Source organism: Halorubrum halophilum, from assembly GCF_000739595.1.
Classification (GTDB): domain Archaea; phylum Halobacteriota; class Halobacteria; order Halobacteriales; family Haloferacaceae; genus Halorubrum; species Halorubrum halophilum.
In genome coordinates this window covers 1-25856 of sequence record NZ_BBJP01000057.1, presented here as the reverse complement: position 1 = coordinate 25856, position 25856 = coordinate 1, and the positions used below count along the sequence as shown (strand labels likewise).

General features: G+C 66.5%; 22 protein-coding genes. 11 read left to right on the top strand and 11 right to left on the bottom strand.

What is annotated here, in order from left to right:
- The first annotated feature begins 17 nt into the window (after positions 1-17).
- Genes ACP96_RS14340 through ACP96_RS14320 form a run of 5 tightly spaced genes read left to right on the top strand, consistent with a single transcriptional unit; the run spans position 18 to position 2283 of the window.
- Positions 18-401 (top strand): hypothetical protein, encoded by a 384-nt coding sequence (locus tag ACP96_RS14340; protein WP_050025838.1) that lies wholly within the window; start codon positions 18-20, stop codon positions 399-401.
- A gap of 60 nt (positions 402-461) precedes the next feature.
- Positions 462-743 (top strand): ubiquitin-like small modifier protein 1, encoded by a 282-nt coding sequence (locus ACP96_RS14335; protein WP_050033825.1) that lies wholly within the window; start codon positions 462-464, stop codon positions 741-743.
- Complete coding sequence (locus ACP96_RS14330; RefSeq protein ID WP_050025820.1) at positions 740-1072, top strand: hypothetical protein; 333 nt, start codon at positions 740-742, stop codon at positions 1070-1072. The genes ACP96_RS14335 and ACP96_RS14330 overlap by 4 nt, the downstream gene beginning before the upstream one ends.
- Positions 1072-1509 (top strand): hypothetical protein, encoded by a 438-nt coding sequence (locus ACP96_RS14325; RefSeq protein WP_050033824.1) that lies wholly within the window; start codon positions 1072-1074, stop codon positions 1507-1509. Before ACP96_RS14330 ends, ACP96_RS14325 begins: the two co-directional genes overlap by 1 nt.
- A 54-nt stretch (positions 1510-1563) precedes the next feature.
- On the top strand, positions 1564-2283 hold the full coding sequence (locus ACP96_RS14320; protein ID WP_050033823.1) for a fumarylacetoacetate hydrolase family protein: 720 nt from the start codon (positions 1564-1566) through the stop codon (positions 2281-2283).
- 441 nt (positions 2284-2724) lie between these two features.
- On the opposite strand, the gene ACP96_RS14315 is transcribed toward ACP96_RS14320, so the two are convergent.
- The 4 genes from ACP96_RS14315 to ACP96_RS14300 all read right to left on the bottom strand — a co-directional run bounded on the left by ACP96_RS14315 (position 2725) and on the right by ACP96_RS14300 (position 7479).
- Entirely contained in the window at positions 2725-3927 is a 1203-nt protein-coding gene (locus tag ACP96_RS14315; protein WP_050033822.1) for a DUF418 domain-containing protein, read from the bottom strand.
- 90 nt (positions 3928-4017) lie between these two features.
- A complete protein-coding gene (locus tag ACP96_RS14310) occupies positions 4018-5088 on the bottom strand; it encodes a Gfo/Idh/MocA family protein (RefSeq protein WP_050025815.1) in 1071 nt (356 codons plus the stop codon).
- Positions 5089-5175: 87 nt separating this feature from the next.
- A complete protein-coding gene (locus tag ACP96_RS14305; protein WP_154020489.1) occupies positions 5176-5616 on the bottom strand; it encodes a hypothetical protein in 441 nt (146 codons plus the stop codon).
- A 99-nt stretch (positions 5617-5715) separates the two neighbouring features.
- The gene (locus ACP96_RS14300; protein WP_050033821.1) at positions 5716-7479 is read right to left on the bottom strand and encodes a thiamine pyrophosphate-binding protein; all 1764 of its coding nucleotides are present in this window, start codon (positions 7477-7479) and stop codon (positions 5716-5718) included.
- A gap of 134 nt (positions 7480-7613) precedes the next feature.
- Between ACP96_RS14300 and ACP96_RS14295 the strand changes: the two genes are divergently transcribed.
- Positions 7614-8378 (top strand): sugar phosphate isomerase/epimerase family protein, encoded by a 765-nt coding sequence (locus ACP96_RS14295; RefSeq protein WP_050033820.1) that lies wholly within the window; start codon positions 7614-7616, stop codon positions 8376-8378.
- Positions 8379-8397: 19 nt separating this feature from the next.
- Here the strand turns inward: ACP96_RS14295 and ACP96_RS18145 are convergent, their stop codons facing one another.
- From ACP96_RS18145 to ACP96_RS14270, 4 genes are all read right to left on the bottom strand, one after another.
- Positions 8398-11775, bottom strand: a complete 3378-nt coding sequence (locus ACP96_RS18145) for an LAGLIDADG family homing endonuclease (protein ID WP_082222580.1) — start codon at positions 11773-11775, stop codon at positions 8398-8400.
- 63 nt (positions 11776-11838) lie between these two features.
- Positions 11839-12561: a hypothetical protein gene (locus ACP96_RS14280; RefSeq protein ID WP_050025813.1), complete on the bottom strand. Its 723-nt coding sequence runs from the start codon at positions 12559-12561 to the stop codon at positions 11839-11841.
- Between the two features lie 188 nt (positions 12562-12749).
- Positions 12750-13802, bottom strand: a complete 1053-nt coding sequence (gene trmB, locus ACP96_RS14275; RefSeq protein WP_050033819.1) for an HTH-type sugar sensing transcriptional regulator TrmB — start codon at positions 13800-13802, stop codon at positions 12750-12752.
- Positions 13803-13875: 73 nt separating this feature from the next.
- Positions 13876-14616 (bottom strand): proteasome assembly chaperone family protein, encoded by a 741-nt coding sequence (locus tag ACP96_RS14270; RefSeq protein ID WP_050033818.1) that lies wholly within the window; start codon positions 14614-14616, stop codon positions 13876-13878.
- A 129-nt stretch (positions 14617-14745) separates the two neighbouring features.
- On the opposite strand from ACP96_RS14270, the gene ACP96_RS14265 reads away from it, so the two are divergent.
- Together ACP96_RS14265 and ACP96_RS14260 are read left to right on the top strand one after the other, a co-directional pair.
- Positions 14746-15885 carry a mechanosensitive ion channel family protein gene (locus tag ACP96_RS14265; protein ID WP_050033817.1) on the top strand — a complete coding sequence of 380 codons (1140 nt, stop codon included), beginning with the start codon at positions 14746-14748 and terminating at the stop codon, positions 15883-15885.
- Positions 15886-16003: 118 nt separating this feature from the next.
- Positions 16004-17674, top strand: a complete 1671-nt coding sequence (locus ACP96_RS14260; RefSeq protein WP_050033816.1) for an MATE family efflux transporter — start codon at positions 16004-16006, stop codon at positions 17672-17674.
- A gap of 38 nt (positions 17675-17712) precedes the next feature.
- Here the strand turns inward: ACP96_RS14260 and ACP96_RS14255 are convergent, their stop codons facing one another.
- Together ACP96_RS14255 and ACP96_RS14250 are read right to left on the bottom strand one after the other, a co-directional pair.
- The gene (locus ACP96_RS14255; RefSeq protein ID WP_050026425.1) at positions 17713-17940 is read right to left on the bottom strand and encodes a DUF7385 family protein; all 228 of its coding nucleotides are present in this window, start codon (positions 17938-17940) and stop codon (positions 17713-17715) included.
- A gap of 102 nt (positions 17941-18042) precedes the next feature.
- Positions 18043-18873 carry a DUF7117 family protein gene (locus tag ACP96_RS14250; RefSeq protein WP_050026426.1) on the bottom strand — a complete coding sequence of 277 codons (831 nt, stop codon included), beginning with the start codon at positions 18871-18873 and terminating at the stop codon, positions 18043-18045.
- 142 nt (positions 18874-19015) lie between these two features.
- Between ACP96_RS14250 and ACP96_RS14245 the strand changes: the two genes are divergently transcribed.
- The 3 genes from ACP96_RS14245 to ACP96_RS14235 all read left to right on the top strand — a co-directional run bounded on the left by ACP96_RS14245 (position 19016) and on the right by ACP96_RS14235 (position 24537).
- Positions 19016-20071, top strand: coding sequence for a DUF7544 domain-containing protein (locus ACP96_RS14245; RefSeq protein ID WP_050026427.1), 1056 nt, complete (start codon positions 19016-19018; stop codon positions 20069-20071).
- A 118-nt stretch (positions 20072-20189) separates the two neighbouring features.
- Positions 20190-22442 carry an NADP-dependent malic enzyme gene (locus ACP96_RS14240; RefSeq protein ID WP_050033815.1) on the top strand — a complete coding sequence of 751 codons (2253 nt, stop codon included), beginning with the start codon at positions 20190-20192 and terminating at the stop codon, positions 22440-22442.
- Between the two features lie 892 nt (positions 22443-23334).
- Complete coding sequence (locus ACP96_RS14235; protein ID WP_050033814.1) at positions 23335-24537, top strand: Cdc6/Cdc18 family protein; 1203 nt, start codon at positions 23335-23337, stop codon at positions 24535-24537.
- Positions 24538-24665: 128 nt separating this feature from the next.
- On the opposite strand, the gene ACP96_RS14230 is transcribed toward ACP96_RS14235, so the two are convergent.
- Entirely contained in the window at positions 24666-25226 is a 561-nt protein-coding gene (locus tag ACP96_RS14230) for a TATA-box-binding protein (RefSeq protein WP_008848611.1), read from the bottom strand.
- Positions 25227-25856 lie beyond the last annotated feature (630 nt).

Here is a 25856-nt window from a genome sequence, read left to right as displayed (position 1 = left end):
CCGTCGGATCGATCGGTATGCCAGAGATCGAACTCGGCGTACCGAAAGGCGTCGTCGAGTCGCTGCCCGAGGAGGACGGCACCGCCGAACAGGACATGCGGCGCGCGATCGCCGGGATCCAGTCGCGACTGAACGACGAGATCGCGGACGCGGAGCCCGCGGAGGCGGCCGAAATCGTCGCCGACGCCGTCGAGCGCATGGAGTCGCAGGCGAGCACGTACCACGAGTTTGTCCCGGAACTGCGAGCGTGGGGGCAGTCGCCGATCTACGCCATCGCGTGGCGGAACCTCTACGTGGAGCTCATCGGTCAGCTGTACGAACACGAGTGGCTCGGCGACGACCTCGGCCGCGAGCGCAACTTCCGGCTCGTCGAGGACGGGATCCGGCTGTCCGACCTCTAGGCGCCGCCGGGGGTCCCCGATGTCGCCCGTTTTTAAGCCGCCGCGGCCCGATGTACCCGTATGGAGCTCGAACTGCGGTTCTTCGCGACGTTCCGCGAGGCCGCCGGCGGGAAAGTCGTCGAGGCGGAGTTCGCCGACGGCTCGACCGTCGGCGACGTGTTGCGAGAGTTGGAGGCGGAGTACGAGGGGATGAACGGCCGCCTGATCGTCGACGGCGACCTCGCCCCGCAGATCAACGTGCTGAAGAACGGCCGCGAGGTGCTTCACCTCAACGGGCTCGACACCTCCCTCGACGACGGCGACCGAGTCTCGGTGTTTCCGCCGGTGGCGGGCGGAGCATGACCGATTCGAACGCCGATTCGGACACGGAGACTCTCCCGCCGACGGAAGAGGGATGGACGCGCAAGACGATCGCCTACCGCGGAATCTCACGGCGACTCGCCGCCCACTACCTCGTCAATCTCGGCGGGCGGCTCGTGGGGACGGACGACCCGGCGGAGGCGACTCGCGTCGACGGCGACGGGTGGCGCGTCGCGCTCAGCGCCGAGAAGGTGACAGCCGCGGCCTCGATACGTATCACGGAGGTGACCGCGGAGTTCGTCGGTGACCCCGAGGCCCTCGACGAGCTGCTCCCGAAGTACAAACAGAAAGCGATGCGCGCGGGCGGGTGATGTCCGACGGCGACGCTCCCGACGGCAACTCCCCCGACAGCGACTCCCGGTCGCCCGGCCCGTATCCGATCGAGGGGACGGCCCTCGTGAAGACGGCCGCGCTCGCGAGCGTCCCCGCCGAGCGGCTCCCCGAACTACTCGCGCGGGTGCAGGACGACCTCGGGCCGCGGATCGACGAGTACCGTCGGCGATACGAACGGGTCGCGGCGGAGCCGGAGCGCGAGACGTTCCTCGTCGAACCCGACCACTGGGGGGGAGTCGCCGACCGGCTCGACCTCTCGGACCGCGAGCGCGACGCGGTCGCCCGGGCCCACGAGGCCGCGGTCGAGCGCGCCGGCGACGGTGACCGACGGGCGGAGTTCGAGACGGCGCTGGAGATACGGTCCGGGGTCGTGATCGGCGTCCCCGGTGACCCGGGGAACCGCGACGAGGAGTGACCGCCTGGTTGCGGCCACCGACGCCTTTTCGTCGCCCCGCGAAGACGTGCCGGCATGCGACTCGCTCGTCTGCTCACGCCGGACGGACCGGTTTCGGGGCGCTACGAGGACGGAACCGTGGTGGCCGACGACGGCCGGTACGAGGTCGGCCGCGACGGTCGCCTCCTCCCGCCCTGCGACCCGAGCGCGCTCTACTGCGTCGGCCGGAACTACGCGGAGACGCTCGACCAGATGGAGTACGAACGGCCCGAGGAGCCGGACTTCTTCATCAAACCCCCCGCGAGTCTGCTCGCGCACGGCGAGCCGATTCGGTACCCCGAGTGGACCGACGAGCTGACCTACGCGGGCGAATTGGTCGCCGTCATCGACGAGCGGTGCCGCGACGTGGACCCCGAGGACGTACCGGAGGTCGTCCGCGGGTACACGATCCTGAACGACGTGGACGCCTTGGACCAGCAGGGCCGGACCGCGCGCAAGGCGTTCGACGGATCCGCCCCGCTCGGGCCGTGGATCGAGACCGACGTGGACCCGAGGAACCTCGACATCTCGACGACCGTCGGCGGGGAACAGCGGCAGGACGCCAACACCGAGCTGATGCTGTTCGGGCCGCACGAGATCGTCTCGTACCTCTCGAAGCGGTTCACCTTCGAGCCCGGCGACTGCATCGCCTTCGGGAGCCCGGCGAATCCGGGGCTCGTCGAGCCCGGCGAGCGCGTCGAGATCACTTACGAGGGCGTCGGGACGCTGTCGAACACGGTCGTCGACGGAGAGTAACCGCGAACACTTTTAAACGAGGTGCGGTGGCGCGCGCCTCCGAGCGCCCAACGGGCGCGAGGAGCACGCGCGAGGGAGTCGGTCGCCCGAGCGAAGCGACGGGCGACCGACGAGGCTGGGGAGGTGTGAGGTGCGGGACGGTTGCAGTTGGGTGGGACTCAAAGGGGCAGCCGTGAGGACGGCGCAGGCGACGTAAGCACTGGAGGGAGCGAGCAACGCGAGCGACCGAAGCGCGTGGTTCGAGACGCCGGAGGCGTCTCGTCATCACGAAAGGCGCGAAGCGCCTTTCGAACGACAGCGAGCGTGCGCCGTCCTCACGGCTGGGGCTTTGGAGGTCTTTACCGCCTCGCTCACAGCAACCATTTATAAACGACTGACTGAGGTTCGCCGGAAAGCAATGACAGAGTTCCGATCGAATCCGTCAACACGTCCGCAGTCCACTCATTCCGGATTTCGCATCGGCTGTGTCTCCCCGTACGTGAGCGTCCGCCACACCCACTCGACGGGACCGAACCGGAAGCGCCGCAGCCACAGCACCGACAGGACGATCTGCACCGCCCAGACGGCGACGACGAACCCGAGCTGTTCGACGCGGCTGACGGAACCGAACAGCCCGAGGCCGTGCCCGTAGAAGACGGTGGTGGCGATGGCCGTCTGGAGCAGGTAGTTCGTGAACGCGGTCCGGCCGACCGCGGCGAGTCCGCGAGTCACGGGGCCGTCCGGTCGCCGACGGGCGTACAACATCACGAGCCCGAGGTAGCCGCCGGCGAGCGGGAAGCTGCCGACGTAGATGAACTGTCGCCAGTACAGCGCGGCGCCGGCGCTCCAGTCGTTGGCCTCGATGTAGACGACGCCGGCGACGGTGATCGCGAGGCCGACGACGCCGAGCGCGACGAGCCGGCGGTACAGGGCCGCCGACCGCTCGCCGGTCAACACGCCCCAGCGGTACAGCGCCATGCCGAGGAGCATGGTGCCGCCGACCTGCCAGAAGCTCCCGCCGATGTAGCCGGTCGTCTGCCGACCGATTGACGAGGAGACGCGGTGATCGAGCTGTTCGACCCACCCGCCGCGGTACGCCGCGACCTGCTGGCGGATCGCGGCCTCCGACGGCGCCCACTGGGAAGCGATCGCGTCGCCGCCGAGGCTGACCGCGGCGAGGAGCTCCGTCACGGGGAGGAACAGCAGGAAGACGGCGCTCAGTCCGGCGAGCTGTCGGGCTTCGAGGTTCCGGAACGCGACGACCACCAGCGCGGTCAGCCCGTACGCGACGAGGATGTCGCCGTACCACAGCAGGTACGCGTGCATGAGGCCGATCGCGATGAGGATCGCGGTCCGCCGGTAGTGGAGCCGCACCGCGTCTTGTCCCTTCTCCTTCTTGCTGTCGACGAACAGCAGGATCCCCGCGCCGAACAGCGCCGAGAACAGGGTGATGAACTTGTTCTGTCCGAACACGTGGCTGACGGCCCACGCCCAGTAGTTCGCGCCCGTGAAGTCGCCGTAGACGTTCGGGTTCAGGAGCGTCTGCTCGGGCATCGAGAACGACCAGACGTTGATCAGGAGGATGCCGAGCAGGGCGAGCCCCCGGAGCGCGTCGAGGCTGACGATGCGTTCGGAGGGCGGTGTCGGGCCGGCGTCGCGGGTCACGGGTTGGCTTCGAGAACGGACCGCAGGACCGAATAGGTTCGGATAGCGGGCGAACGCTCGGACCGCCCAGACCGTTTCGCCGCGGACCGATCAGTCCAGCCGAACGGCCTCGCCGCGCTCCGAAGACCGGTAGATCGCGTCGATCACGCGCTGGACGGACAGCGCCTCCTCGATCGTGTTGATGGCTGGCGCCTCGCCGGAGGCGACCGCGTCGAGGAACGTCGCCTGCTCGGCGGCGTGGCTGTCGCCCGCTCGCGTCTCGATCTCGGCGTCGGAGAAGTGGTGGTGGTCGCCGTCGGAGGCGGTCGCCTCGTGGATCGTGAGCTCGTCGCTCCCGCGGTCGAACGTCGCGCCCGCCTCCGTGCCCCGGATCACGAACTCGTCGTTGGTCGGGCGGTTCGTCGCCCACGCGACCTCCAGCGAGACGGTGTTGCCGTCGGCGTCGCGGATGAACGCCGACGCGGAGTCGTCGACGTCGAACCCCTCGGGACCGTCGTCGTCGCCCCACATGTGGACGAACGCGTAGTCGTCGCGGCCGCCGAACTCCGAGCGCGTCTCGCCGGACACCTCGACGACCTCGGGGTGGTCGAGGAAGTAGAGCGCGAGGTCGATCGCGTGGACGCCGATGTCGATGAGCGCGCCGCCGCCGGCGACGTTCTCGGACGTGAACCACGAGCCGCGACCGGGAACGCCGCGACGGCGGACGTAGTTGGCCTCAACGTGGGTGGTTTCACCGAATCGGCCTTCTTCTTGGTACCTTTTCAGCACCTGTACCGGCTCCGCGAAGCGGTTGTTGAATCCGACCATGCAGAACCCCTCGGCGGCGCGAGCGGCCTCGGCGATGCGTTCCGCGCTCTCGACCGTGTGCGCCAGCGGTTTCTCCAGGAGCACGTCGAGTCCCGCGTCGAGCGCCGAGACCGCGTACTCCTCGTGGAACCGGTTCGGCGTCGTAATCAGGACGGCGTCGCAGTCCCCGTAGAGTTCTTCTTCGCTCTCGTAGGCGTGAACGTCGAACTCCTCGTGGAACCGCTGACGCGCGTCCGCGTCAATGTCCATCCCACCGACGAGGTTCGCGCCGCGCTCGGTCAGCTTCGTCGCGTGGTGGTGTCCGATCCCGCCGAGACCAACGATGCCGACGGCCACGTCGTTCGCGTGAGTCATGGGTCGAATTCACAACGAGTATTGTTAACATTCACGCTCCAGATGGGGGTAGGGGGGGCAACCGAAAACGCGGGATCCGGAAGCGCGTCACGGAGCCGCCGCGAACGCGGCGAGAAGCACGTCGAGCAGTTCGAGCAACTGATCGACCGATTCCGCTCCCACCCCGAGACGTTCACTGTCGGTCAGGAACCGCTCGATCCGATCCGACTCCCGGGCCCACATGAACCGGCCGAGGACCCAGCCGCTCCCGAGAAACGCGATCGTCGCCAGGAGCCGCGAGATGAGGAGCAGTCGCAGGAGCAACGGAAGCAGCAGCACCGCGGCCAGCGCGGCGACCACGTACGTGACGACCGACGCGGCCGATTCACCGATCCCCGGATCCACGATCCCCGTTCCCGAGAGGAGCACGAATCCGCCGACAACGACGGCGAGCGCGCCCCAGACGAGCGTCGAGAGGAGGCGCACGTGGCCGTCGTACCCGGAACCGGCGTCCGCCGGCACGTCGTCGTGGATCCAAGGGTTACGCATGGTCGAAATTGCGCTCCTACCGGCATATATCTCGCTTCAGATACCTGAAACGCCGCCGGTGAGATGAAGCGCAGCCGATACGGAGCCGCGCGATCGGACTCACCGCTCCCGCGTCATCCACTCGCTCGCCTGCGGCTCGTCCGGATCGGTGACGACTTCGATCAGGGATGGTCCGTCACGGTCCAGCGCGGACGCGACCGCCTCGCGGACCGCGTCGCGTTCGGTCACTCGCTCGGCGCGGACCCCCATTCCGGACGCGACGGCGACGAGGTCCAGTCCCGCCTCCGCCCAGCCGTACGCGCCCGCCGGGAGATCGTACGAGCGCTCGGCCGCCTCGCTGATGATCGCGTAGTCGTCGTTGTTGAACGCGACGACGGTCACGTCGATCCCTTCCGCGGCCAGTGTGTGCAGCTCGTGAACACACATCATGAGCCCGCCGTCGCCGACGACCGCCACCGCGTCGCGGTCGGGGTTCGCGAGCTTCGCGCCGATCGCCGACGGAAGGCCGGTCCCCATCGTCGCCCACGACCCCGGGTTCACGTACCGCGAGGGACCGGCCGCAGGGAACGAGACGAGCGTCCACAGCCGGGATCCGCCGGCGTCAGCGGTGACGACGGCCTCTGCCGGAAGCGCCTCACGGACCTCGCGGAGGGCCTCGACGGAACTGAGAGGGTCGTCGGGAGCGCGCTCGTCGGCGACCGCCGCGAACCGCTCCCGGTCCGCGGAGCGGACCGCCTCGGTCCGGGCGGCGCCGGGCGACTCAGGACGGGAAGCCGAGCCCGCCGACCCGTCCGTCGACGCCTCCTCTTCCTCCTCCCCCAGCCGGTCTCCGAGAGCACGGAGGAACCGGTCCGCGTCCGCGACGACGCCGAGATCGGCCTCGTAGCCGAACCCGATGTCGTCGCCGTCGAGCGTGACGTGGATCAGCGTCTCGGGCAGCGACACCGACCACGAGGCGGTCGCGACCGCGTCGAGGTCGGAGCCGACGACGAGTCCGCGGTCCGCGTCGGCGAGGAGATCGCGGAGTTCCACGCTCGACCCCCCGCAGAGCACGCCCGCGGAGAGGGGGTGCGTCTCGGGCAGTGTTCCCTTCCCCTTGTACGTCGTGACGACCGGGGCGTCGAGGCGCTCGGCGACCGCGCGGAGCGAGTCGCTCGCGCCCGCGCGCCTGACGCCGCCGCCCGCGAGAATTACGGGTGCATCGGCCGCTTCGAGCAGGTCGGCCGCGCGATCGACCGCGTCCGCGGGGGGCTCCGGTGGCGCGGCCGGCTCGCGCTCTCCGACCGCCGGCTGCGGCGTCCGGCTCGCGAGCACGTCCTTCGGGATCCCGACGCGGACGGGGCCCTGCGGGTGCTCGCGGGCGACCCGGATCGCCTCGGAGACGGCGGGAACCGCGCCGGCAGGCGAGTCGACGAGGACGTTCTCCTTGACGACCGCGTCGTACGTCTCGGGGGGCGTCTCGTGGATGCCGTCGCCGCCGCGGACCTCGCGCTCGGTCTCGACGGCGATGTGGAGGAGCGGGACGCAGTCGTTCAGGGCGTTCTTCAGCCCGTTCATCGCGTTCATGTCGCCGGGGCCCGGGACGACGATGGACGCCGCCATCTCTCCGGGATCGCTCGTCTCCGCGTACCCCCACGCCTGATGGGTCACGGCCGTCTCGTGGCGCGCGACGACGAATCGGGCGTCGCGCTCGCCGAGCGCCCGGTTCAGCGGGAGGGTCTGCTTGCCGGGGATCCCGAAGGCGACGTCGATCCCGCGGTCGAGCATGCAGTCGACGACCGCCTCGGCGACGGTCGGAGCGTCACCCGCGTCCGGTTCCGTACCTACCGGGTCCGTGCCGCTTGGGGACTCGTCCGTGTCCATACGGCGAGGGCGACGGCACGGGTGTTGAAACCTTCGACGGCGTGGAATTCGGGGCGGGCGTTGCCGAGGAGGTCGCTGTCTCCGAGCCCGTGAGACACCCGAACCGATACGTCGTTGGGCGAGAGACGGCGGGTATGTTCGACATCGCGGTCCTGCTGTACACGTTGCGCTCGCTCGAGGCGCCGCTCCCGGAGCTCCTCGACCGGGTGGGTGCGGCGGGCTACGACGGGGTGGAGTTCGCCTACCGGGTGCGCGAGTCGCCGGTCGAGGAGGTGATCGCCGCCCTCGATCGGAACGGTCTGGACGCCGCGTCCGCGCACGTCCCGATCGAGGCGTTGGAAGACGCTCCGAGCGAGGCGTTGGAGGACGGGTTCGACGAGACCGTCGACTTCTACGACCGGCTCGGCGTCGACACCCTCGTTGTTCCGTGGCTCGATCCGGAACACTTCGAGAGCGCTGCCGCGGTCGACGCGGTCGCGACGCGGCTTGACGGCCTCGCAGCGGCCCTCGGCGCTGAAGACGTTCGCCTCGCGTACCACAACCACGATCAGGAGTTCGCGACGGTCGACGGCGCGCCCGCGATCGAGCGCCTGATCGACCGAACCGATGACCGCGTCGGGTTCGAGATCGACGTGGGGTGGGCGCTCGTGGGCGGGTCGGACCCCGCCGCGCTGATCGACCGACACGCGGATCGGATCACCCACGTTCACGCCGCCGACGCCGACGCCGCCCGCGGTGAGTCGGTCGCGCTCGGTGAGGGCGACGTGGACCTCGGCGCGGTCGTCGCGAGCGCGCAGCGTGCAGATGCCGAGTGGCTCGTCTACGAACACGACGATCCCGAAGATCCGATCGCATCGATCGAGCAGGGGGCGAAGGCGCTGCGGGACGCGCTGGAGTGATTCAGCGCCGGCCGACCCCCTACTCCGCCACGTTCGTTTCCCGCACCCGAATCCCCTTGCGCGCGAGGTGGCGCATCTGCCGTTGCGCGAACTCCTCCTCGCTCGACCCGCGGGTCGCGAGGACGTACACGAGCGCGGAGCCGGCCGGCCGCATGGTGCGGCCCGCGCGCTGAGACCCCTGTCGCCGCGAGCCGCCGAGCCCGCTGGCGACGACCGCGAGTTCGGCGTTCGGGAGGTCGATTCCCTCGTCGCCGACCCGGGAGACGACGAGGGCGTCGACGCCGTCGCGGTCGGAGTCGGACGACTCCCCGTCGTCGCGGAACCGCCGGAACAGCTCCGCGCGCTCGTAGTGGGGCGTCTCGCCGCTGATGAAGGGGACGCCGAGCGCGTCGGCGATCGCCTCGCCCTGATCGAGGTACTCGATGAACACGAGCGCCTTCTTGTCGCGATGGGCGGCCAGCAGGTATCGGATCTCCTCGATCTTCGCCGGGTTCTCGGCCGCGAGCCGGCGTCGCTCTCGGCCGTCGGCGCTGGCGTACTCGTTGCGCGCCATCTCGTCGCGCCACGGGACGTACCGTATCTCCACCTCCGGCTCCTGGACGAAGCCGGCCTCGAACAGCTCGTCCCAGTCCGCGCCGATCGGCCGACCGATCAGGGTGTATATCTCCTCCTCGCTGCCTGTCTCGCGGACCGGCGTGGCCGAGAGGCCGAGGCGGTGTTTGGTCTGGAGTTCGGCGGACCGGGAGAACACCGGCGCCGTGATATGGTGGCAGTTGTGCGTTAGATAGCCATTTGCGACGAACGTGTGATCCTGTGTCTCGAAGTCATACACCGTCTCAACCCCTTGTTCCGTGACCGATGTGACTTCGACGATCTGTAAATCTACGAGCTGATCCAACCGATCTGCATGCTTGGATGCCTTTATACGGGTCATTTGGTCACATTCACCGATCACTTTCTCTGTTTGTTCATCTCCTTGGCCAACCAGAGTGTACGCATGACCGGTTGAGACATCTATTTTGTCGCCGATTTCCGCGTATGTGACGTTATTATCTTCACGCATCAAATTGGTTGAAATTGGATCCGTTTGTGCGTATTTTCGAAGCCCCTCAGCGAGGGAACTCAGATGCCGTTGCCCCAGACGGTTGTTTCCACGAATGACATCTCCGATCGTTTGTCGGGAGACGTCGGTCATATCTGCAATCTGTTCGTTCGAGAGTTCCACGTCGTCTTTGATCCGTTTTAGATATGTTCCAACAGGAACCCCCGTTGCAGGTGTCTTGCCAACTGAGATCCGCTCCGATTTATGTTGTAATCTAAATCCGACTTTCTCAGAGAACAACACGCCGTACCGCGAGGCGATCAGTATTCGATACAGATCGCTGTGAGGAGCATCTCGGTCTATCTTGAGATATCTCGACGGGATTCCTAGGTGCTGTAGAAGCAAGACGACGTCTTTCGCGAGTCGTTCTGAGACCGTGTTGAACTGTATTCGTCCCTTCTTATCAACAGAGCCCTCAGCATCGAATAGTCCCCTCAACAGCGCACCGACTTGGTCTGGGTACCATCCGTATGCTTCCGACGGAACAGTCACTCTCCCCGCCTTACTCCCGGACGGGATATCCCACGGAAGTTTGTCTGCAAAGCGTTTCGACCACAGCGTGAGGTCACCCCTACTGTTCTCGAACACCGAGTATTCGAGCCCGAGACGGTCACACAGATCTTCGAGTATACCTATCTGTTCCCGCTTATTCCGTGCGAACGAGAACTTTGCATGTCCGTGGCGATCTCGGTGACCGTCTCCGAGGAACCAGCCAAGCAGTTCGGCAGATGCGGTGCTGGACGCGTTCGTCTCCGTATAATTCTTCGACTCTGTTTGCGGTCTAACAATGAAATCACCCTCAGAGACACCCTTTTGCTTCGAAATACGTGCAGACTCGGGGTCGAAGACGAAGTGAGTGTGTCCCGCAGTCGCCGTTATCGGGTATCCCTGGCGTGTTTCGATCCGTTCGACCGGTGCCGTCGATTTATAGATACCCGTGACGGGAGTGAACCGATACGTGCCCCGCTCTCGACTAAAAGTGCGGACCGAGAGATCGATATCTGTCGTCCACCCATTCTCCAACTCATATCTCTCATCGAGTTCATCGAACGTCGTTCTCCCAGACGGTGTTTCAACGATGGTATCTCCGGTCAGACACTCGTCGAAGCAGATCAACCCCCACTTTCGGGAGTCGAACAGGGCCCGGTGGCGGTCCATCCCGGCGATCTGGTAGGTCGCGATCGTGACCGGCCGGATCTCCTTCTGTCCGCCGTGGTACAGTCCGATGTCGGCCGGATCGATCGTGGAGTGCTCGAGCAGCTCCTCGCGCCACTGCCCGGCGAGCTCGCGGGAGGGAACCAGAATCAGGGTCTCGCCGCCGACCGCGGCGATGGTCGCGATGGCCGCGACGGTCTTGCCGGAGCCGGGCGGGCCGACGTACACCCCCGAGCGCGCGTCGAGGAAGGTCTCGACCCACGTCTCCTGATACTCTCGGAGGTCGGTCGTCAGGTCGATGTCGACGGGGTCGCCCACGTCGAGGTCGCGGTCGTCCTCGACCGGGTAGCCGGCGTCGTAGAGGGCGCGTTTCACCGCGGCGACGGCGTCCTCGTTGACCCACGCCTCCGTCTCGGAGATGGGCGCGCGGAGGTGGTCGTCGTCGAGGTGCTGGTCCGCGACGTTCCCCATCAGGCTCTCGGAGGCGGCCTGTAAGACGACGTATCCGTCCTCGTGGGTATATAGGCGAAAGCGGTGCGCGCGGCGCCACTGGTCGCGGACCCACTCCTCGAGGTGGTCGAATCGGCGGGGAAGCACCGAGCGGAGGCTTGCGATCAGGCCGTCGGCGTCGTCGAACGGCGCGGCCCACACGTCCTCCTGGCGGATCCGGTAGAGGTAGCCGCGCGTGCCGGGCTCGGTGCCGGTGGTGTCGACGAGGTGAGCGAACTGCGAGAGCCGCGCGCGGGTGAACTGCGTCGGGCGGTCGACCACGATCTCTCGGCGGTCGGGGAACGCGACGACGCGCTCGCGGGTCGCCAGTCGGCCCCAGTCGGTCGGGTAGAAAACAACGGGATCGCTCTCGACGTCGAGCCGGTCCACGTCGCCGCGGTCAACCAGCGCCGCGAGGGCGTCGCGCGCGGTCGCCTGCGAGGTGCCGAGCCGTCTCGCGACCTCGCTCGCGGTCGCGACCGGGCGCTCCTCGGCCTCCAACGCCTCATGGAAGCGGTCGAGCGAGAGTTCTTCTACGGCGCCGTCGTCCGGAGAATCGGGGTCCGAATCGGACGCATCGCCGGCGTCGGGATCGGGCACGTCGGGGGCGTCGCCGGCGTCGGGGTCAGGGTCGCCGGAGTCGTCGGTCATTACGTCGGGTTCGGTCGCGAGGGGGAAATGGATAGCGTCCGCGGGCGGGGAAGTGTCAGAGCTTCAGCGACCGGAGCGACCGTGACAGCCGCGGCCGGTGATCGCGTCCTTCGACCGGAACCGGCAGCCGCAGGCCGTACAGCGGACGAACGGCTCGCCCGGATCCGTTTCGAGCCGGTGGTCGCCGACGACGAAGGGGCGCGTCACGGTCCGGGGGCGGATCCGGTCGGGGATCGGCGTCGAGGCGGACTCGCTCAGCGCCGCCCGCACGGCGATTGTGTCGACGTCGACGGGGTCCCACCGGGGGGCGTCGAGGGCCGCCTCGCGGTCTGCCACCTCGGTCCAGCCGGTGACGACGACCGGGGAGTTCGTCTCCGTGTCGCTCACGACGACGACGAACCGGATCCCGCCGTCGACGAGGGCGAACCGCCAGCCGTCGGTCCGGTTCCAGCGGAGTTGGCCCTGCCGGATCGCGTCGCTGACGGTCCGTGTCGAGACGTACCGACCGGGCTGTTCCAACCGCTCGCGGAAGTGATCGGTGAGGGCGTATCGCCCGGGGTCGCGGACCGGCGGGTCCTCGGGCGTTCTGCCGGCCGAGGGGCGTTTCTCCGCTGTCGGGTTCCGGCTTCGGGGGACCTCCGGGTCGGTCCCGTGCGGGAGGGAATCCGATCTCGTCGCCGCCCGCCGGCGAGACCCCGCCGGCGCGGTCGTGGACGCGGTCCGACGCTCCGTCGATCCGGGACGGGATGACTCCGCGTCTCCCGGCCCGCCCTGTCGGGATGCCACTGGGTACTGGTACAGAGTGTGCTCTTAAGTGTGTTACGGCGACACAGGGACACGGTCGCTCGCGTGTCCCCCAGCGTCGTGTGATCCATCCGGGTCGGGCGGCCTCGGGGGTTGAAAAATCACAGCGCGGACGGGTCAGCAAGAGCGAGGCGAGTGGCGCGCCGATCACGACGCTGGTCGCGCGCCGATCACAGCGCGGGCGGCTCGTCCCGGCCGATGACGATCTCCTGTCCCTCGATGTCTTCCAAAGAGGCGACGCGACCACCGATGTCGACTCGACCCGTCTCGGTCTCGACGGTGAGCGACGCCACCTCCTCGGTGTCCTCGAACGCGAGGTCGACGACGCGACCCCGCACGGTCACCGAGTCGCCCGTCTCGATGTCGCGCCCCTCGACGGTCGCGTAGAACGTTTCGCCCTCGAACTCGCGGACGTCCTTGACCGCGCGGCGGATCGAGGCGTAGCGACGCGGGAACGGGCGGGCGGCCCCGTCGGCGGCGAGCGTCTCGGCGGTCGTCCACAGGACCGTGCCGAAGAAGCCGGAGACGAGGAACCCGAGCGCGGAGCGGTTGAAGATGACGCCGTAGCGCTCGCGGTCGTCGCGAAGCGCGTCCTGCGTGGCGTACACGGAGTACTCGCCGTCGCCGACGGCGAGGATGGGCGTGGTGATCCCGCGGCGCGCGCGGGCGATGGTCGCGACCTCCAGGTAGTCGAACTCCTCCGGGTCGGGCGCCCGCGACGCGGGCGTGACGAGGAGTTCGACGCTGACGCCCGCCTGGACCTTCGCCGCGAGTTCGTCGCGGAAGCGGCGGAGCAGCCCCGGCGTCAGCGAGAGCGCCAGCTCGTACTCGGCGCCGGCGATCACCTCTTCGAGATACCGGAGGATCGTCGACCGCGACTTCACCAGCGAGACCGCCTCGGTCTCGCGGGTCGGTGCGGTGTAGCGCGCCTCCAGTTCGTCCACCATCTCCGCGAACGACGACCGGAGGTCGCCGAACGCGTCGTCCGGATCGACGGCGACGATCTTCATCGGCCGCGACTCGCGGAGCTCGACGAGCCCCCGGTCAGAGAGGCTCCGGACCGTGTCGTACACGCGCGGCTGCGGGATGTCGGTCCGGTCGGCGATGTCGCTCGCGGTCAGCTCGCCGTGTTCGAGCACGGCGAGGTACGCGTCGATCTCGTACTCGCCGAGGTTGAAGCGGTCCCCGACGCGGTCGAGGGTGCCGCGGAGATCGTCGGTCATAGGCGTGTCGAGGCGGTCCTCCGGTATAGGTTTTTACTATGAGCCGAGTAGCACGCGTTTTCAGAGTCGCGTTTTACATGTACATTCGATCATACGTTCCGTCCGGCTCGCGCTCCTCGATCCGCTCGGCCAGGTCCTCGTAGTGGCGGCGCACGTCGGCCGCGAACGACGCCAGCGGCCCCGAGTCGACGCCCAGCTCGTACGTCTCGTCGATCGTGTCCACGAGCCGCACCGCGGCGTCGGCGTCCGGCGCCTGCGCGTGGACCGGCGTGATGAACACGCCGACGCCGAGCGGCGAGTCGATCCCCCGTTCGAGCAGTGAGGCGCTCGTTCCGTCGAGGAACCCCGATTCCATCGGCGGGACCCGGTCGTCGTCGAGGCGCCGCTCGTGATAGTCCTCCGTCGCGACGTGGAAGGTACGGTGCGCGTCCGGGCCGTGGGGGAGGGGAACCCCGGAGAGCACGGCAATCTCCGAGACGCCCGCCGACTCCGTCCAGTCGAGGACCGCCGCCGCGAGCCGCTCACCGAGCGCGGGCGGGACGAACTGCTCGGCCACGAGCACGGTGACGTCTAGGTTTTCCGCCGAGTACAGGCGGATCGGGTGACGCGGGCGCCCCTTCTCGAAGGGCGTGATCGAGGGGAGCCCCTCGGCGCGGACGAATCCCGACTGTTCGAGTTCGAGGTTCTCGACGAGGTAGTCGACGGCGGTCAGCCCGGCGAGTCCGAACGACGAGAATCCGGCGACGAGCACGTCGCTCGGCGCGGAGTCGTGTGTGACGCTGAAAGACGGGCCGCCGGGTGCGGAGTTCGGCATAAGCCCGCTTCGCGGGGGAACGTGTTAGTGGTTGGCCAACGGGTGCGCGACGCCGCGGCGGGCGACACCCGGCAGTCGTCGGGAGAAACGGTCGGCGTCCGGCGGTCGTCGGGAGAAACGCTTTTTCGGGTGGGCGACGGCGGGTTCGCTATGGCACAGTCCGGAGGAATCGCGTCGATCGCGAACTGGATCACGCGGTTCGCGGACGTGCTCCGCGGCGTCTTCGGGTCCGCAGGCGGGCGGCTGCTGCTCGTGATCCTGTCGGTCGCGGTCGGCGTCCTCGTCTCCAAGTTCCTCGTGCGGCTCATCGGCCGCCCCGTCGCGCGTCGCGTCTCGAGACAGAGCGTCGCGCAGACGATCGTCAGGGGCGTCCGCGTCGGAACGATCACGTTCTCGCTGCTCGTCGGCCTCTGGGCCGGCGGGTTCCGCTTCACCGACCTCCTCGTGGGGACCGCCGTCTTCTCCGCCGTGATCGGGATCATCCTCGCGCCGCTCGTCGGGAACTTCATCAACGGCGTGTTCATCCTCGCGGACCAACCCTTCGAGATCGGCGACATGATCGAGTTGGAGAACGGGACGACCGGGTTCGTCGAGGACATCACGATCCGGTACACCAAGATATTCACGCTCGACAACACGTTCATCGTCGTGCCGAACGGGACGATGCGCGAGCGCGACGTGACAAACTACTCCGCCGAGGACGAGCGGACCCGGCGGACGACCGAGGTACTCGTCACCTACGAGAGCGACGTCTCGGAGGCCCGGCGGCTCATCGAGCGCGCGGCGCGAGACTGCGACGCGGTGATCGACGGCGGTCCCGACATCCGGATCGGCGTCGCGCGCTACATGGCCGGCCCGGACTGCCGGATCCACGAGTTCGGGGATGACGGCGTCCTCCTTCGCCTCCGGTACTGGGTGAAGAAGCCGTACAAGCTCGCGAAGGTCCAGTCCGACGTGAACATCCGGATTCGCGAGCGGCTCAGGGACGCCGACGTGGAGATGGCGTACCCACACCGCCACCTCGTCTTCGACGACACCTCCGGGGTCGCTCGGGTCGGCGGCCCGGAGAACGGTCGTCCGGAGGGCGAGCGCGCCGGCGACAAGCCCGATCCGGAGGGTCGAGGCGCCGGTGAGGCGCGAGGGGACGAGACCGGGGCGCGAGAAGACGAGACCGAGGCGGACGACCGCGCGGACGCGACGCCGACTCGAGAAGAGCCACCGTCGAGACCTGACGCCGGCGGCGACGGTAGCTCCGGCGGCGATCGGTAACCCCGCTGGCGGCGCCGACTCCGGCGGCTATCGGTGGTGTTCACGCCTGACACGCGCTGTGACGGTCGCTTCCGAGGAACCGGAAGCCTGATAGACCGAGGCACCTATTTATAAGTCAGTGAGCGACGAGCCCTCCGAAGACCAGTCTGAGTCGCCTTCGGAGTTTGGCGGTTCAGGTCCAGATTCCGCCGATGACGCCGGCGACGACGGAACGATCGACGAAACGATCGACGAGACGAACAGTAACGACGCGGCCGGCGGCGGTCCCGCCGACCCCTCCGACGACCGCGTGTCGGAGGAGTCGATCACCGAGGGGAGCCTGATCCGGCCGCTGTTCCACCTCGCGTGGCCGATCGTGGTTATCCAGCTGCTGCAGGTGATGTACAACGTCGTCGACACGCTGTACCTCGGGCGACTGTCGGCCGAGGCGGTCGGCGCGATCAGCCTCGCGTTCCCCCTGATCTTCCTGCTCATCGCGGTCGCCGGCGGCTTCACGACGGCGGGAGCGATCCTCGTCGCGCAGTACACCGGCGCCGACGGGGACCGGTCCGCCGGGCTCGTCGCGGGTCAGACCATCTTCAGCGTCGCCGTGTTGTCGGTGCTCATCGGAATCGGCGGGTACTTCTACACCCGCCCGGCGCTCGAAATTCTGCCGAGCGACCCCGACACGGCGGCGACCGTGATCCCCCTCGCGGCCGACTACATGGAAGTCATCTTTGCCGGTATCCCGCTGATGTTCGGGTTCTTCGTGTTCTCCGCGCTGATGCGGGGATACGGCGACACTCGGACGCCGATGGCGGTGATGCTCGTCTCGGTCATCTTAAACGTCCTCCTTGACCCGTTCCTCATCTTCGGGTTCTCGGCGAACCCGCTGTTCGAGTGGCTGGCGGCGGTGCCGCTCGTCGCGGCGCTCGATCCGGTGGGGATTCAGGAGACCCTGTTCGCAGCCACCGGATTCACCGGATACGGGATCGAGGGGGCCGCGATAGCGACGATCTTTTCGCGGGGAGTCGCCACCGCGATCGGGATCTGGCTGCTGTTCGCCACGGGGCTGGGACCGGCGGTCTCCCTGAGCCACCTTCGTCCGGACCTCGGGTTCATCGAGGACATCTTCCGGCTGGGGCTTCCCTCCAGCGTCGAACAGACGACCAGCGCGCTCGCGATGATCACGCTCACCGCGATGGTGGTCACGTTCTCCCCGCCGGTGGTGGCGGCCTACGGGCTCGGGAACCGGCTCATCTCGCTCGTGTTCCTCCCCGCGATGGGGCTCGGGCGCGCGATCGACACGATGGTCGGGCAGAATCTCGGCGCGAACCGGGCGGACCGCGCGACGCGGTCGGTCAAGCTCGCCGCCGCGACCGGCGCCGGAGTGATGTTCCTCGTCGCGGTCGTCGCCGTGACGTTCACGGAGCCGATCGTCGGCGCCTTCCTCGGAGACGTGCCCGACGCGCCCGCGACCGTCGCGTCCGCGGTCGAGTACGTGCGGATCCGGTCGGTGGAGTTCGCCTTCATCGGCGTCTCGCAGGTGATCCTCGGCGCGTTCCGCGGGGCCGGCAACACGAAGACTGCGATGGTGATCTCGATCCTCACCCTCTGGGTCGGGCGGGTCGCCAGCGTGGCCTACCTCGTCTTCGTCGCCGGCTGGGGCGAGACGGGGATCTGGGTGGGAATGGCGCTCGGGAACATCCTCGGCGCGGCCGTCGCCGTCGCGTGGTTCGCGCGCGGGACGTGGACGGAACGGTACATCGACGACCCGGCGCCGGGCGTCGACCCCGCGGGCGACGACTGAGGGCGGGAGCAGGGAGCGGAGAGCGAAGTGACAGAGAATCAGTGCCGGAACAGGTGGATCGCGTCCTCGTCGCGGAGGAGGCAGAAGCGCGCGCCGTCGTTCTCTGGGAAGGTCGTCCCGGTATCTCGGGTGGTGAACAGCCGGTCGAACGGGTCGCCGCACACCGGACACGCCACGTCCTTCCGGTTCTCCCAGAGGCTCGTCGCGCCCGTGTCCTTGAGCTGTTTCAGCGCGTGGCGGTGGTCGTGCACGTCGAAGCGCGGCATGTGCCGAGAATCCTCGGGCCGGTAGTTGAACGTGACTCCGCGAGTATCAGTCCTGATTACATTTCGGCGTCGGGAGCGATCACGTCTCGGTGGCGATACCGGTCACGTCTCGGCGTCCGCGAGCCGATCGCGAGCCCGGTCGAGGGGAGTCTCGTCGCCGGTCCTGACGTACTCGCCGAGCGCGTTCGCTGCGTCGACGAGGGCGTCGGCGTCGCCCGGCGGCACGTCACCCGTGAGCGCCTCGGCGCGCTTCGTCCGGTCTCGGAGGCGTTCGAGGAGCGCTCGCGCGCGATCAATCCGGGCGAGCGGGTCGTCGCCCGCGACGGAGACCGTGGGAGCGGAAGAGTCGTCACTGCTATCGGCTCCGCTTCCGTCGGCTCCGTTGGTGTCTGCCCGCTCGATCCCGGCGAGTTCGTCGAGAAACGCGAGGAGATCGGTCCGATACTCGTCGACCGCGCGGACCGCCGCCATCCCCCGCGCCTCGCGGAGGGAGTCGGGGACCGCCTCGGTCTCCGGTCGGTCGCCGTTGTCGGCGCCGGCGAGCAGGCTGAGGAGGTACTCCCTGTCGCGGTCGGTTGGATCGCGGAGTCGATCGTACAGGTCGACCGCCTCTAGCAGTTCGCGGGCGGCGAGGTAGGTGTCATCGAGCGGGAGCAGTTCTCCGCCGCGGATGAACCCCCGCTTGCGGACGTACTCGCGGAGGTCGGCCTTGAGGTCGTCGACGCCCTCCTCGGGGAGCGTCCCGCGGGCGTCACCGAACCGGGCGCGGTGGGGGGTCAGATCGAGGGTCGCCGGCGCGTCGGTGTGGGCGGTCCTGTCGTCGACGCCGACGCTCCGGAGGGCCCCGCAGTCGGGACACTCGACGGACCCCGTCTCGTAGTACGACCAGCGCGCGCCGCACTTCCGGCACTCCCGTTCGCCGCGGACCTTCATGCGAGCCACTTCGTCTCGTTCGGCGTAAAGGGCTGTGGGTCGCGATGGGTGGAGAGCGTGACGGGTGGACGATCCGGTCGGGCTGCAGGGACCGATCTTCCGCCCGTCACATTATATATGCGTCCCCGGTGAATCGAGGCCCATGGGTTGGCACGCCGTCGAAGCCGTAGACGACGCCGTCGAGGCCACTCGTCGGTTCCTGTTCCCGTTTAGCCTCGTTCGCTGGGCGAAACTCGCTCTCCTCGTCCTCCTGATGGGCGGCGGTGCGAACGCCGGCGTGTCGGTTCCCGCGGCTCCCGACACCGCGGGGTTCGACACCATGGAGCTCGACACCGTTGTTTCGGACCTCCTCGCCGGTACGGCGGACGATCAGCTGATCGTCGCCGTCGCGGTCGTCGCGGTGGTCGCGATCGTCGGCGTGGTCGCGCTCTCGGTGGCCTCGCTGTCCCTTCGGCTGGTCTTCTACGACGCGCTCCAGACGAACGAGGTGCGGCTATGGCGGCCGTTTCTCGGTCGGCTCCGACAGGCGGTCGGACTGTTCGTCGTCTCCGCCCTCCTGTGGTTGATCGCTGTCTTACCCGTCGCCGTAGCGGTGCTCGTCGGCGTTGCGGGCGAGATGTCGATCGGGTGGGCGCCCGTCGACTCGTTCGCGGCGGCGGCAGGATCGCTCTCGATCGGCCCTGCGGTTGTTCTCGGACTCCTCGGGAGTGTCGTTGTCCTAATCGCGACGCTCGCGCTCCGACTCACCTACGAGTTCGCCGTCCCCGCGATGGTCGTCGAGGGGATCGGTGTGATAGACGGATGGCGGCGGGTTTGGCGCGCGATCAGCGGGGAGTGGGCAGAACTGCTCGTCTACCTCGCGGTCCATTTCTTCGTCCGGCTCGGAACCGCGATCGTTGAGGGGATCGCATTCGTGATCGCCGGCTCGGCGGTTCTTGTGGTCGCCGGGAGTACGCTCCTGCTTGCGGCCGTCCCCCTCGGCGGTCTCGGCGCCTTGGTGAGTACGACGGCCGGGATAGCGACCGTCGTGATCGTCGGAATCGTCGCCGTGGCGTCGCTGGTGGCGCTGACGCTCCCGGTCAGCGTCGTTACCCAGTCGTACGTAATTGCGTACGAGGTCGACACGCTCGGCGGAATCGACCCGGAACTGATGGTACTTCACCGAGACATCGATCCGGATTCGACTGTCCGCGACTGACTGCGATCCGGATTCGATTGAGTCGCTTTCGAGGCTCGCCGCTGAGGATCGTCGAATGTCGAATCAGTATTCGACGGGTTCACATACCTTTTTACTCCGTTACCGAATTGGAGGAGACATGGGACTAGACGACGACGCGAGAGAGTATCACCGACAGGAGCCGCCGGGGAAGATCGCGATCGAGACCACGAAGCCGACGAACACGCAGCGAGACCTCTCGCTCGCGTACTCGCCGGGCGTCGCGGCGCCCTGCCGCGACATCGCCGCGGACCCTGAATCGGTGTTCGAGTACACGGCGAAGGGGAACCTCGTCGCGGTCGTCTCGAACGGGTCGGCCGTGCTCGGGCTGGGTAATATCGGGGCGTCCGCGTCGAAGCCCGTCATGGAGGGGAAGGGCGTGCTGTTCAAGCGCTTCGCCGACATCGACGTGTTCGACATCGAACTCGACATCGACGAGGTCGCCCCGTTCTGCGAGGCCGTGAAAGCGATGGAGCCGACGTTCGGCGGGGTGAACTTAGAGGACATCAAGGCGCCCGAGTGCTTCAAGATCGAGGAGCGGCTCCGTGATGAGATGGACGTTCCCGTGTTCCACGACGACCAGCACGGGACCGCGATCATCTCCGGAGCGGCGCTGATGAACGCGACGGAGATCTCCGGGAAGGACCTCTCCGAGATCAACATCGTGTTCTCGGGCGCGGGCGCGTCCGCGATCGCGACGGCCCGGTTCTACGTCGAGCTCGGTGCGAAGAAGGAGAACATCACGATGTGCGACTCCTCCGGTATCATCACCGAGGAGCGCGTCGCGGACGGCGATGTCAACGAGTACAAGAGCCAGTTCGCCAGCGAAGGGGAGGGTGGAGACCTCGCTGACGCGATGGAGGGCGCGGACGTGTTCGTCGGCCTCTCCGTCGGCGGGATCGTCTCGCAGGAGATGGTCCGGTCCATGGCGTCGGACCCGATCATCTTCGCGATGGCGAACCCCGATCCCGAGATCACCTACGAGGACGCGAAAGACGCGCGCGACGATACGGTGATCATGGCGACCGGCCGGTCCGACTACCCGAACATGGTGAACAACGTGCTGGGGTTCCCGTTCCTGTTCCGCGGCGCGCTCGACGTGCGCGCGACCGAAATCAACGAAGAAATGAAGCGGGCGGCCGCGGAGGCACTCGCGGAGTTGGCTCGCAAGGACGTACCGGACGCCGTCGTGAAGGCGTACGGTGACGACCCACTCCAGTTCGGACCCGATTACGTGATCCCGAAGCCCCTCGACCCCCGCGTGCTCTTCGAGGTCGCACCGAGCGTCGCGAAGGCGGCGATGGACTCCGGGTCGGCGCGGACCGAGATCGACCTCGAACAGTACCGAGAACGGCTGGAAGCGCGGCTCGGAAAATCCCGCGAGATGATGCGGGTCGTGTTGAACAAGGCGAAAAGCGATCCGAAGCGCATCGCGCTCGCGGAGGGGACCGACGAGAAGATGATCCGCGCGGCCTACCAGCTCTCCGAGCAGGGAATCGCTGAGCCGGTGCTGCTCGGCGACGCCGACGAGATCGCCCGAACCGCCGACCGCCTCGGACTCTCGTTCCGTCCGGAGATCGTCGATCCCGACGACCGCGACGTGTCCGCGTACGGAGATCAACTCTACCAACTGCGCAAGCGGAAGGGAATCACGAGTCGGGAGGCGAACGAGCTGGTCCGGCGAGACACGAACTACCTCGGAAGCGTCATGGTGAAGTCGGGAGACGTCGACGCGATGCTCACGGGACTGACGCATCACTACCCGTCGGCGCTCAGGCCGCCGCTGCAGGTCGTCGGCTCCGCGGACGACACCGATACCGTCGCCGGCGTGTACATGCTCACGTTCAAAAACCGAGTCATCTTCTGTGCCGACACCACGGTCAACCAGGACCCCGACGCGGAGACGCTCGCGGAGATCACCCGTCACACCGCCGATCTCGCCCGTCGGTTCAACGTCGAGCCGCGCGCGGCGATGCTCTCGTACTCCAACTTCGGGAGCGTCGACAATGAGGGGACTCAGAAGCCCCGCGAGGCGGTCGATATCCTCCACGAGGATGGGGAGGTTGACTTCCCCGTCGACGGTGAGATGCAGGCCGACACCGCGGTCGTCGACGATATCCTCAACGACACCTACGAGTTCTCGGAGCTCGACGAGGCCGCGAACGTCCTCGTGTTCCCGAACCTCGAAGCCGGGAACATCGGCTACAAACTGCTCCAGCGACTCGGCGGAGCGGAAGCGATCGGCCCGATGCTGGTCGGGATGGACGAGCCCGTCCACGTCCTCCAGCGAGGGGACGAGGTCAAAGACATCGTTAACTTAGCCAGCGTGGCGGTCGTCGACGCACAGGAGTAAAGAACCCGACTTCGGTTCGGTACTTGCGGGTATTCGCAGCTAAGGTACCCGCAACAATCATGGTTATACCTGCAGCACCACGTTACGTTCGGGTTCTCGTTGTTTCTCTCGTTGTTCATCGTCGTTTCTCGTTCTATATGACAAAACTCGGGACGAAGCCCGTGACCAACCTCGGTGACGGGCGTATTGTCTACTGGGGACTTGACTGACCTGGGGACTTGACTGACTACGATCGTTTGAGAGACACACCGTATTTCCGGTGAAACGGGGCTGGTTGGAGATGGGAGGTTTGTGGGGGCGGCTTCGAGCGGTTAACTCGCGTTTCGCATCCCGAATAAACCGTCAAACATCCTCGGATGAAATAGGAAAAAACTATAAGTGATTTTTGAGTATAGTTCGTCAAGCCAAAAGTAAAATAAGATATAGAGCCGAAGGCGATGTCTTCACTGGAAACTGAATTTGATCGACGATCGACGATCGGGTCTTATCGAAAAGTGGAGTCTCATCGGAGACCGATGTTTATGAGGGAAGGATCCCGTTGGAAGTCGGGTTTCATCGGAAATCCGGTCTGTCGTTCCCACCGTAGCTTGTGTCCACTCACGTTCACTATCTCTCATATTTACTATCACTCATATCCATTTTGTGCCCGTGTTTCTGCCTGTGTTCTCGCATTTCTCGGCGAGGTAGACCCCATTGATGACACCGGGTTTCCGGTGAACCTGACTGCCGTAATCTCGACACCCGTTCTATGCCCTCCTCCTGTCTCCCCCGCCGACCCACCGGTCCCCACCCCTAACCGCCCCATTTCACCGGAAACACGGTGTGTGTCTCAAATCCCATCTCGTCACGTCCGAAGCGGAACGCATTTCACCGGAAACACGGTGTCGATCCCATGGACGCAGCGGACGACCTCTTCACTAGGGAGGACCCGATCTTCGCGAACAAGGAACTCCTCGAGATCAGCCATCTCCCCGGAGAGGGTCGGATCGTCGGGCGCGACGACGAGATCGCCGATCTCGCCACGGCGGTCAATCCCGCGATTTTCGGCCAGAGTCCGAGCAACGTTCTGATCTACGGGAAGACGGGGACCGGGAAGTCGCTCTGTGCGAAGTACGTCTCCAAGCGCCTCGTCTCGACGGCCGGAGAAGAAGGCGTCAACGCGACGTTTGCATACGTCGACTGCGCGCAGGACACGACCGAGACGCAGGCGGTTCAGACCATTGCCGACGCGGTCAACGATCCGGACGCAACCGGGATCAACGTCCCGGACAAGGGTCTCTCGACGTCGACGTACTACAAGCGGCTCTGGCGGATCCTCGACCAGCGGTACGACGTCGTTCTCATCATCCTCGACGAGATCGACAAACTCGATGACGACGCCATCCTGATGCAGCTGTCGCGGGCCGGCGAGGCCGGCAAGATCACCGACTGCAAGCTCGGGGTCGTCGGGATCAGCAACAAGATCCAGTACAAGGACCGCATGGACGAGCGCGTCAAATCGAGCCTCTGTGAACGGGAGTTCGTGTTCCCCCCGTACGACGCCAACCAGCTCCGCGAGATCATGCAGGCACGCGCGGACGCGTTTCACGACGACGTCCTCGAACCGTCGACGGTCCCGCGCGCCGCCGCGCTCGCCGCGCGCGAACACGGGGACGCGCGCAAAGCCATCGATATTCTCCGATACGCGGGCGAGATCGCACAGAGCAACGGTGAGCCGACTGTTAGGGAGGAGTTTGTCACACAGGCACGCGAGCGCGCGGAGACAGACCGATTCCGCGAACTGATCCGGGGATCGACGCCGCACTCTCGGTATGTCCTTCAGGCGCTCGCACTGCTCTCGCTTTCCAACAGCCGTCAGGATGGATTCCGCACCAGCCGTGTGTACGAGATCTATGAGAACATCTGCCGTCAGGAGGGATCTGACAGCCTGTCGCTCCGTCGCGTTCGTGACCTCCTCAAGGAACACGCGTTCCTCGACATTATCGAACAGTCGAAACACAGCGGCGGGAGCGCGGAAGGGAGCTACACAAAACACCAGCTCTTGGAGGACCCGAGCGTGGTCAAAGAGGTGCTGACGGAAGACTCCTCACAGTAATCTGCACGAAAGGCAACACCGATTCGTACTGAACCAGTCCGACCCGGTCGATCCGACTACCTGTCGTCCGTCGTCTTTCGTTCCACCGCAATTCGATCGCGATCCGAGCGCCCTCTGAGGGCGTCCCGCTACCCTAGTAGGCCAAGCCCTTCGATCCGTTCAACGATCTCCTCGACGGCTTCCTCCGCGTCGTCGGTCCGCTTCCCGCCCGTGATGACGATCTTTCCGCTCCCGAACAGGAGGATCACGACCTCCGGTTCGTCCATCCGGTACACGAGACCGGGGAACTGCTCCGGCTCGTACTCGACGTCTTCGAGCCCGAGTCCGATCGCGAGCGCGTTGAGGTTGAGGTTGTGCCCGAGGTCCGCGCTCGACACGATGTTCTGCACGGTGATGTCCGGATCGTCCTCGACCGGGATCTGTAGTCCGCGGAGCTTCTCGAAGATGATCCCGAGTGCCTCGTGCACGTCGTCGATACTTTTCGCACCCGTACAGACGATCTTCCCCGACCGGAAGATAAGCGCGGCCGCCTTCGGTTCTTGAGTCCGGTAGACGAGCCCCGGGAAGTTATCCGGATTGAAGTCCGCGCCCGGTAGGTCCTCTGCCAGCGCCTCCAAATCGAGCTCTTGGCCGATCCCCGTCGATGCAACTACGTTCTGGATCTCGATCGAATCTGCAGGGTTCGTCATCGTTCGCTTTTATATGTGTCCCCCTCCCTTATAAACGCCCGTGGTATAAACGACCGCTCGGTCGTCGATGGTTGTGCCTTGGTTGCTTGCGTACGTACGCGTCCGCCGGCGAGCGGATACTCGTTTCACAGCACGATCGACGACCGACTTCACCCCCGGTTTGACGCGTGCGTCGTTACCGGGAAACTATGATAAAATACTGATAACTCTGGGCGTATCCCGATCGTTGATCGAGCTGTCCGGATCGAAATTCCACCGGTTTCGGAGGCAGCGATCTGTCCGTCTCGTGCGAACTGCTCTCAATGAAAACGCATGACGTGGCGCCGATAGTTCGACGGGGTTAAGTATAACCCGGCATTCGTGTTAGATGCGAAGGTCCCCCGACGTGGGGGCAACGGTCGGCCGCACCGCGGCCGGTCGAAGCGTTCCGACGTGCTTAAGTGTATAAGCCCGTTCGGTTGAAACGCGAAGAACGCACCGCGGACTCGGGACGTTCAATTCGTCCCGGTTTCGCAGAGTCGGTTCATCCGACTCACCCGAATGAGGATTTCGCCCCCTGCGCTCCGGCGTAAGAGGAAATCTGATGTGAGCCGTGGTAGTTCGGTGTCATCCAGGATGGCAGGTGGTGGG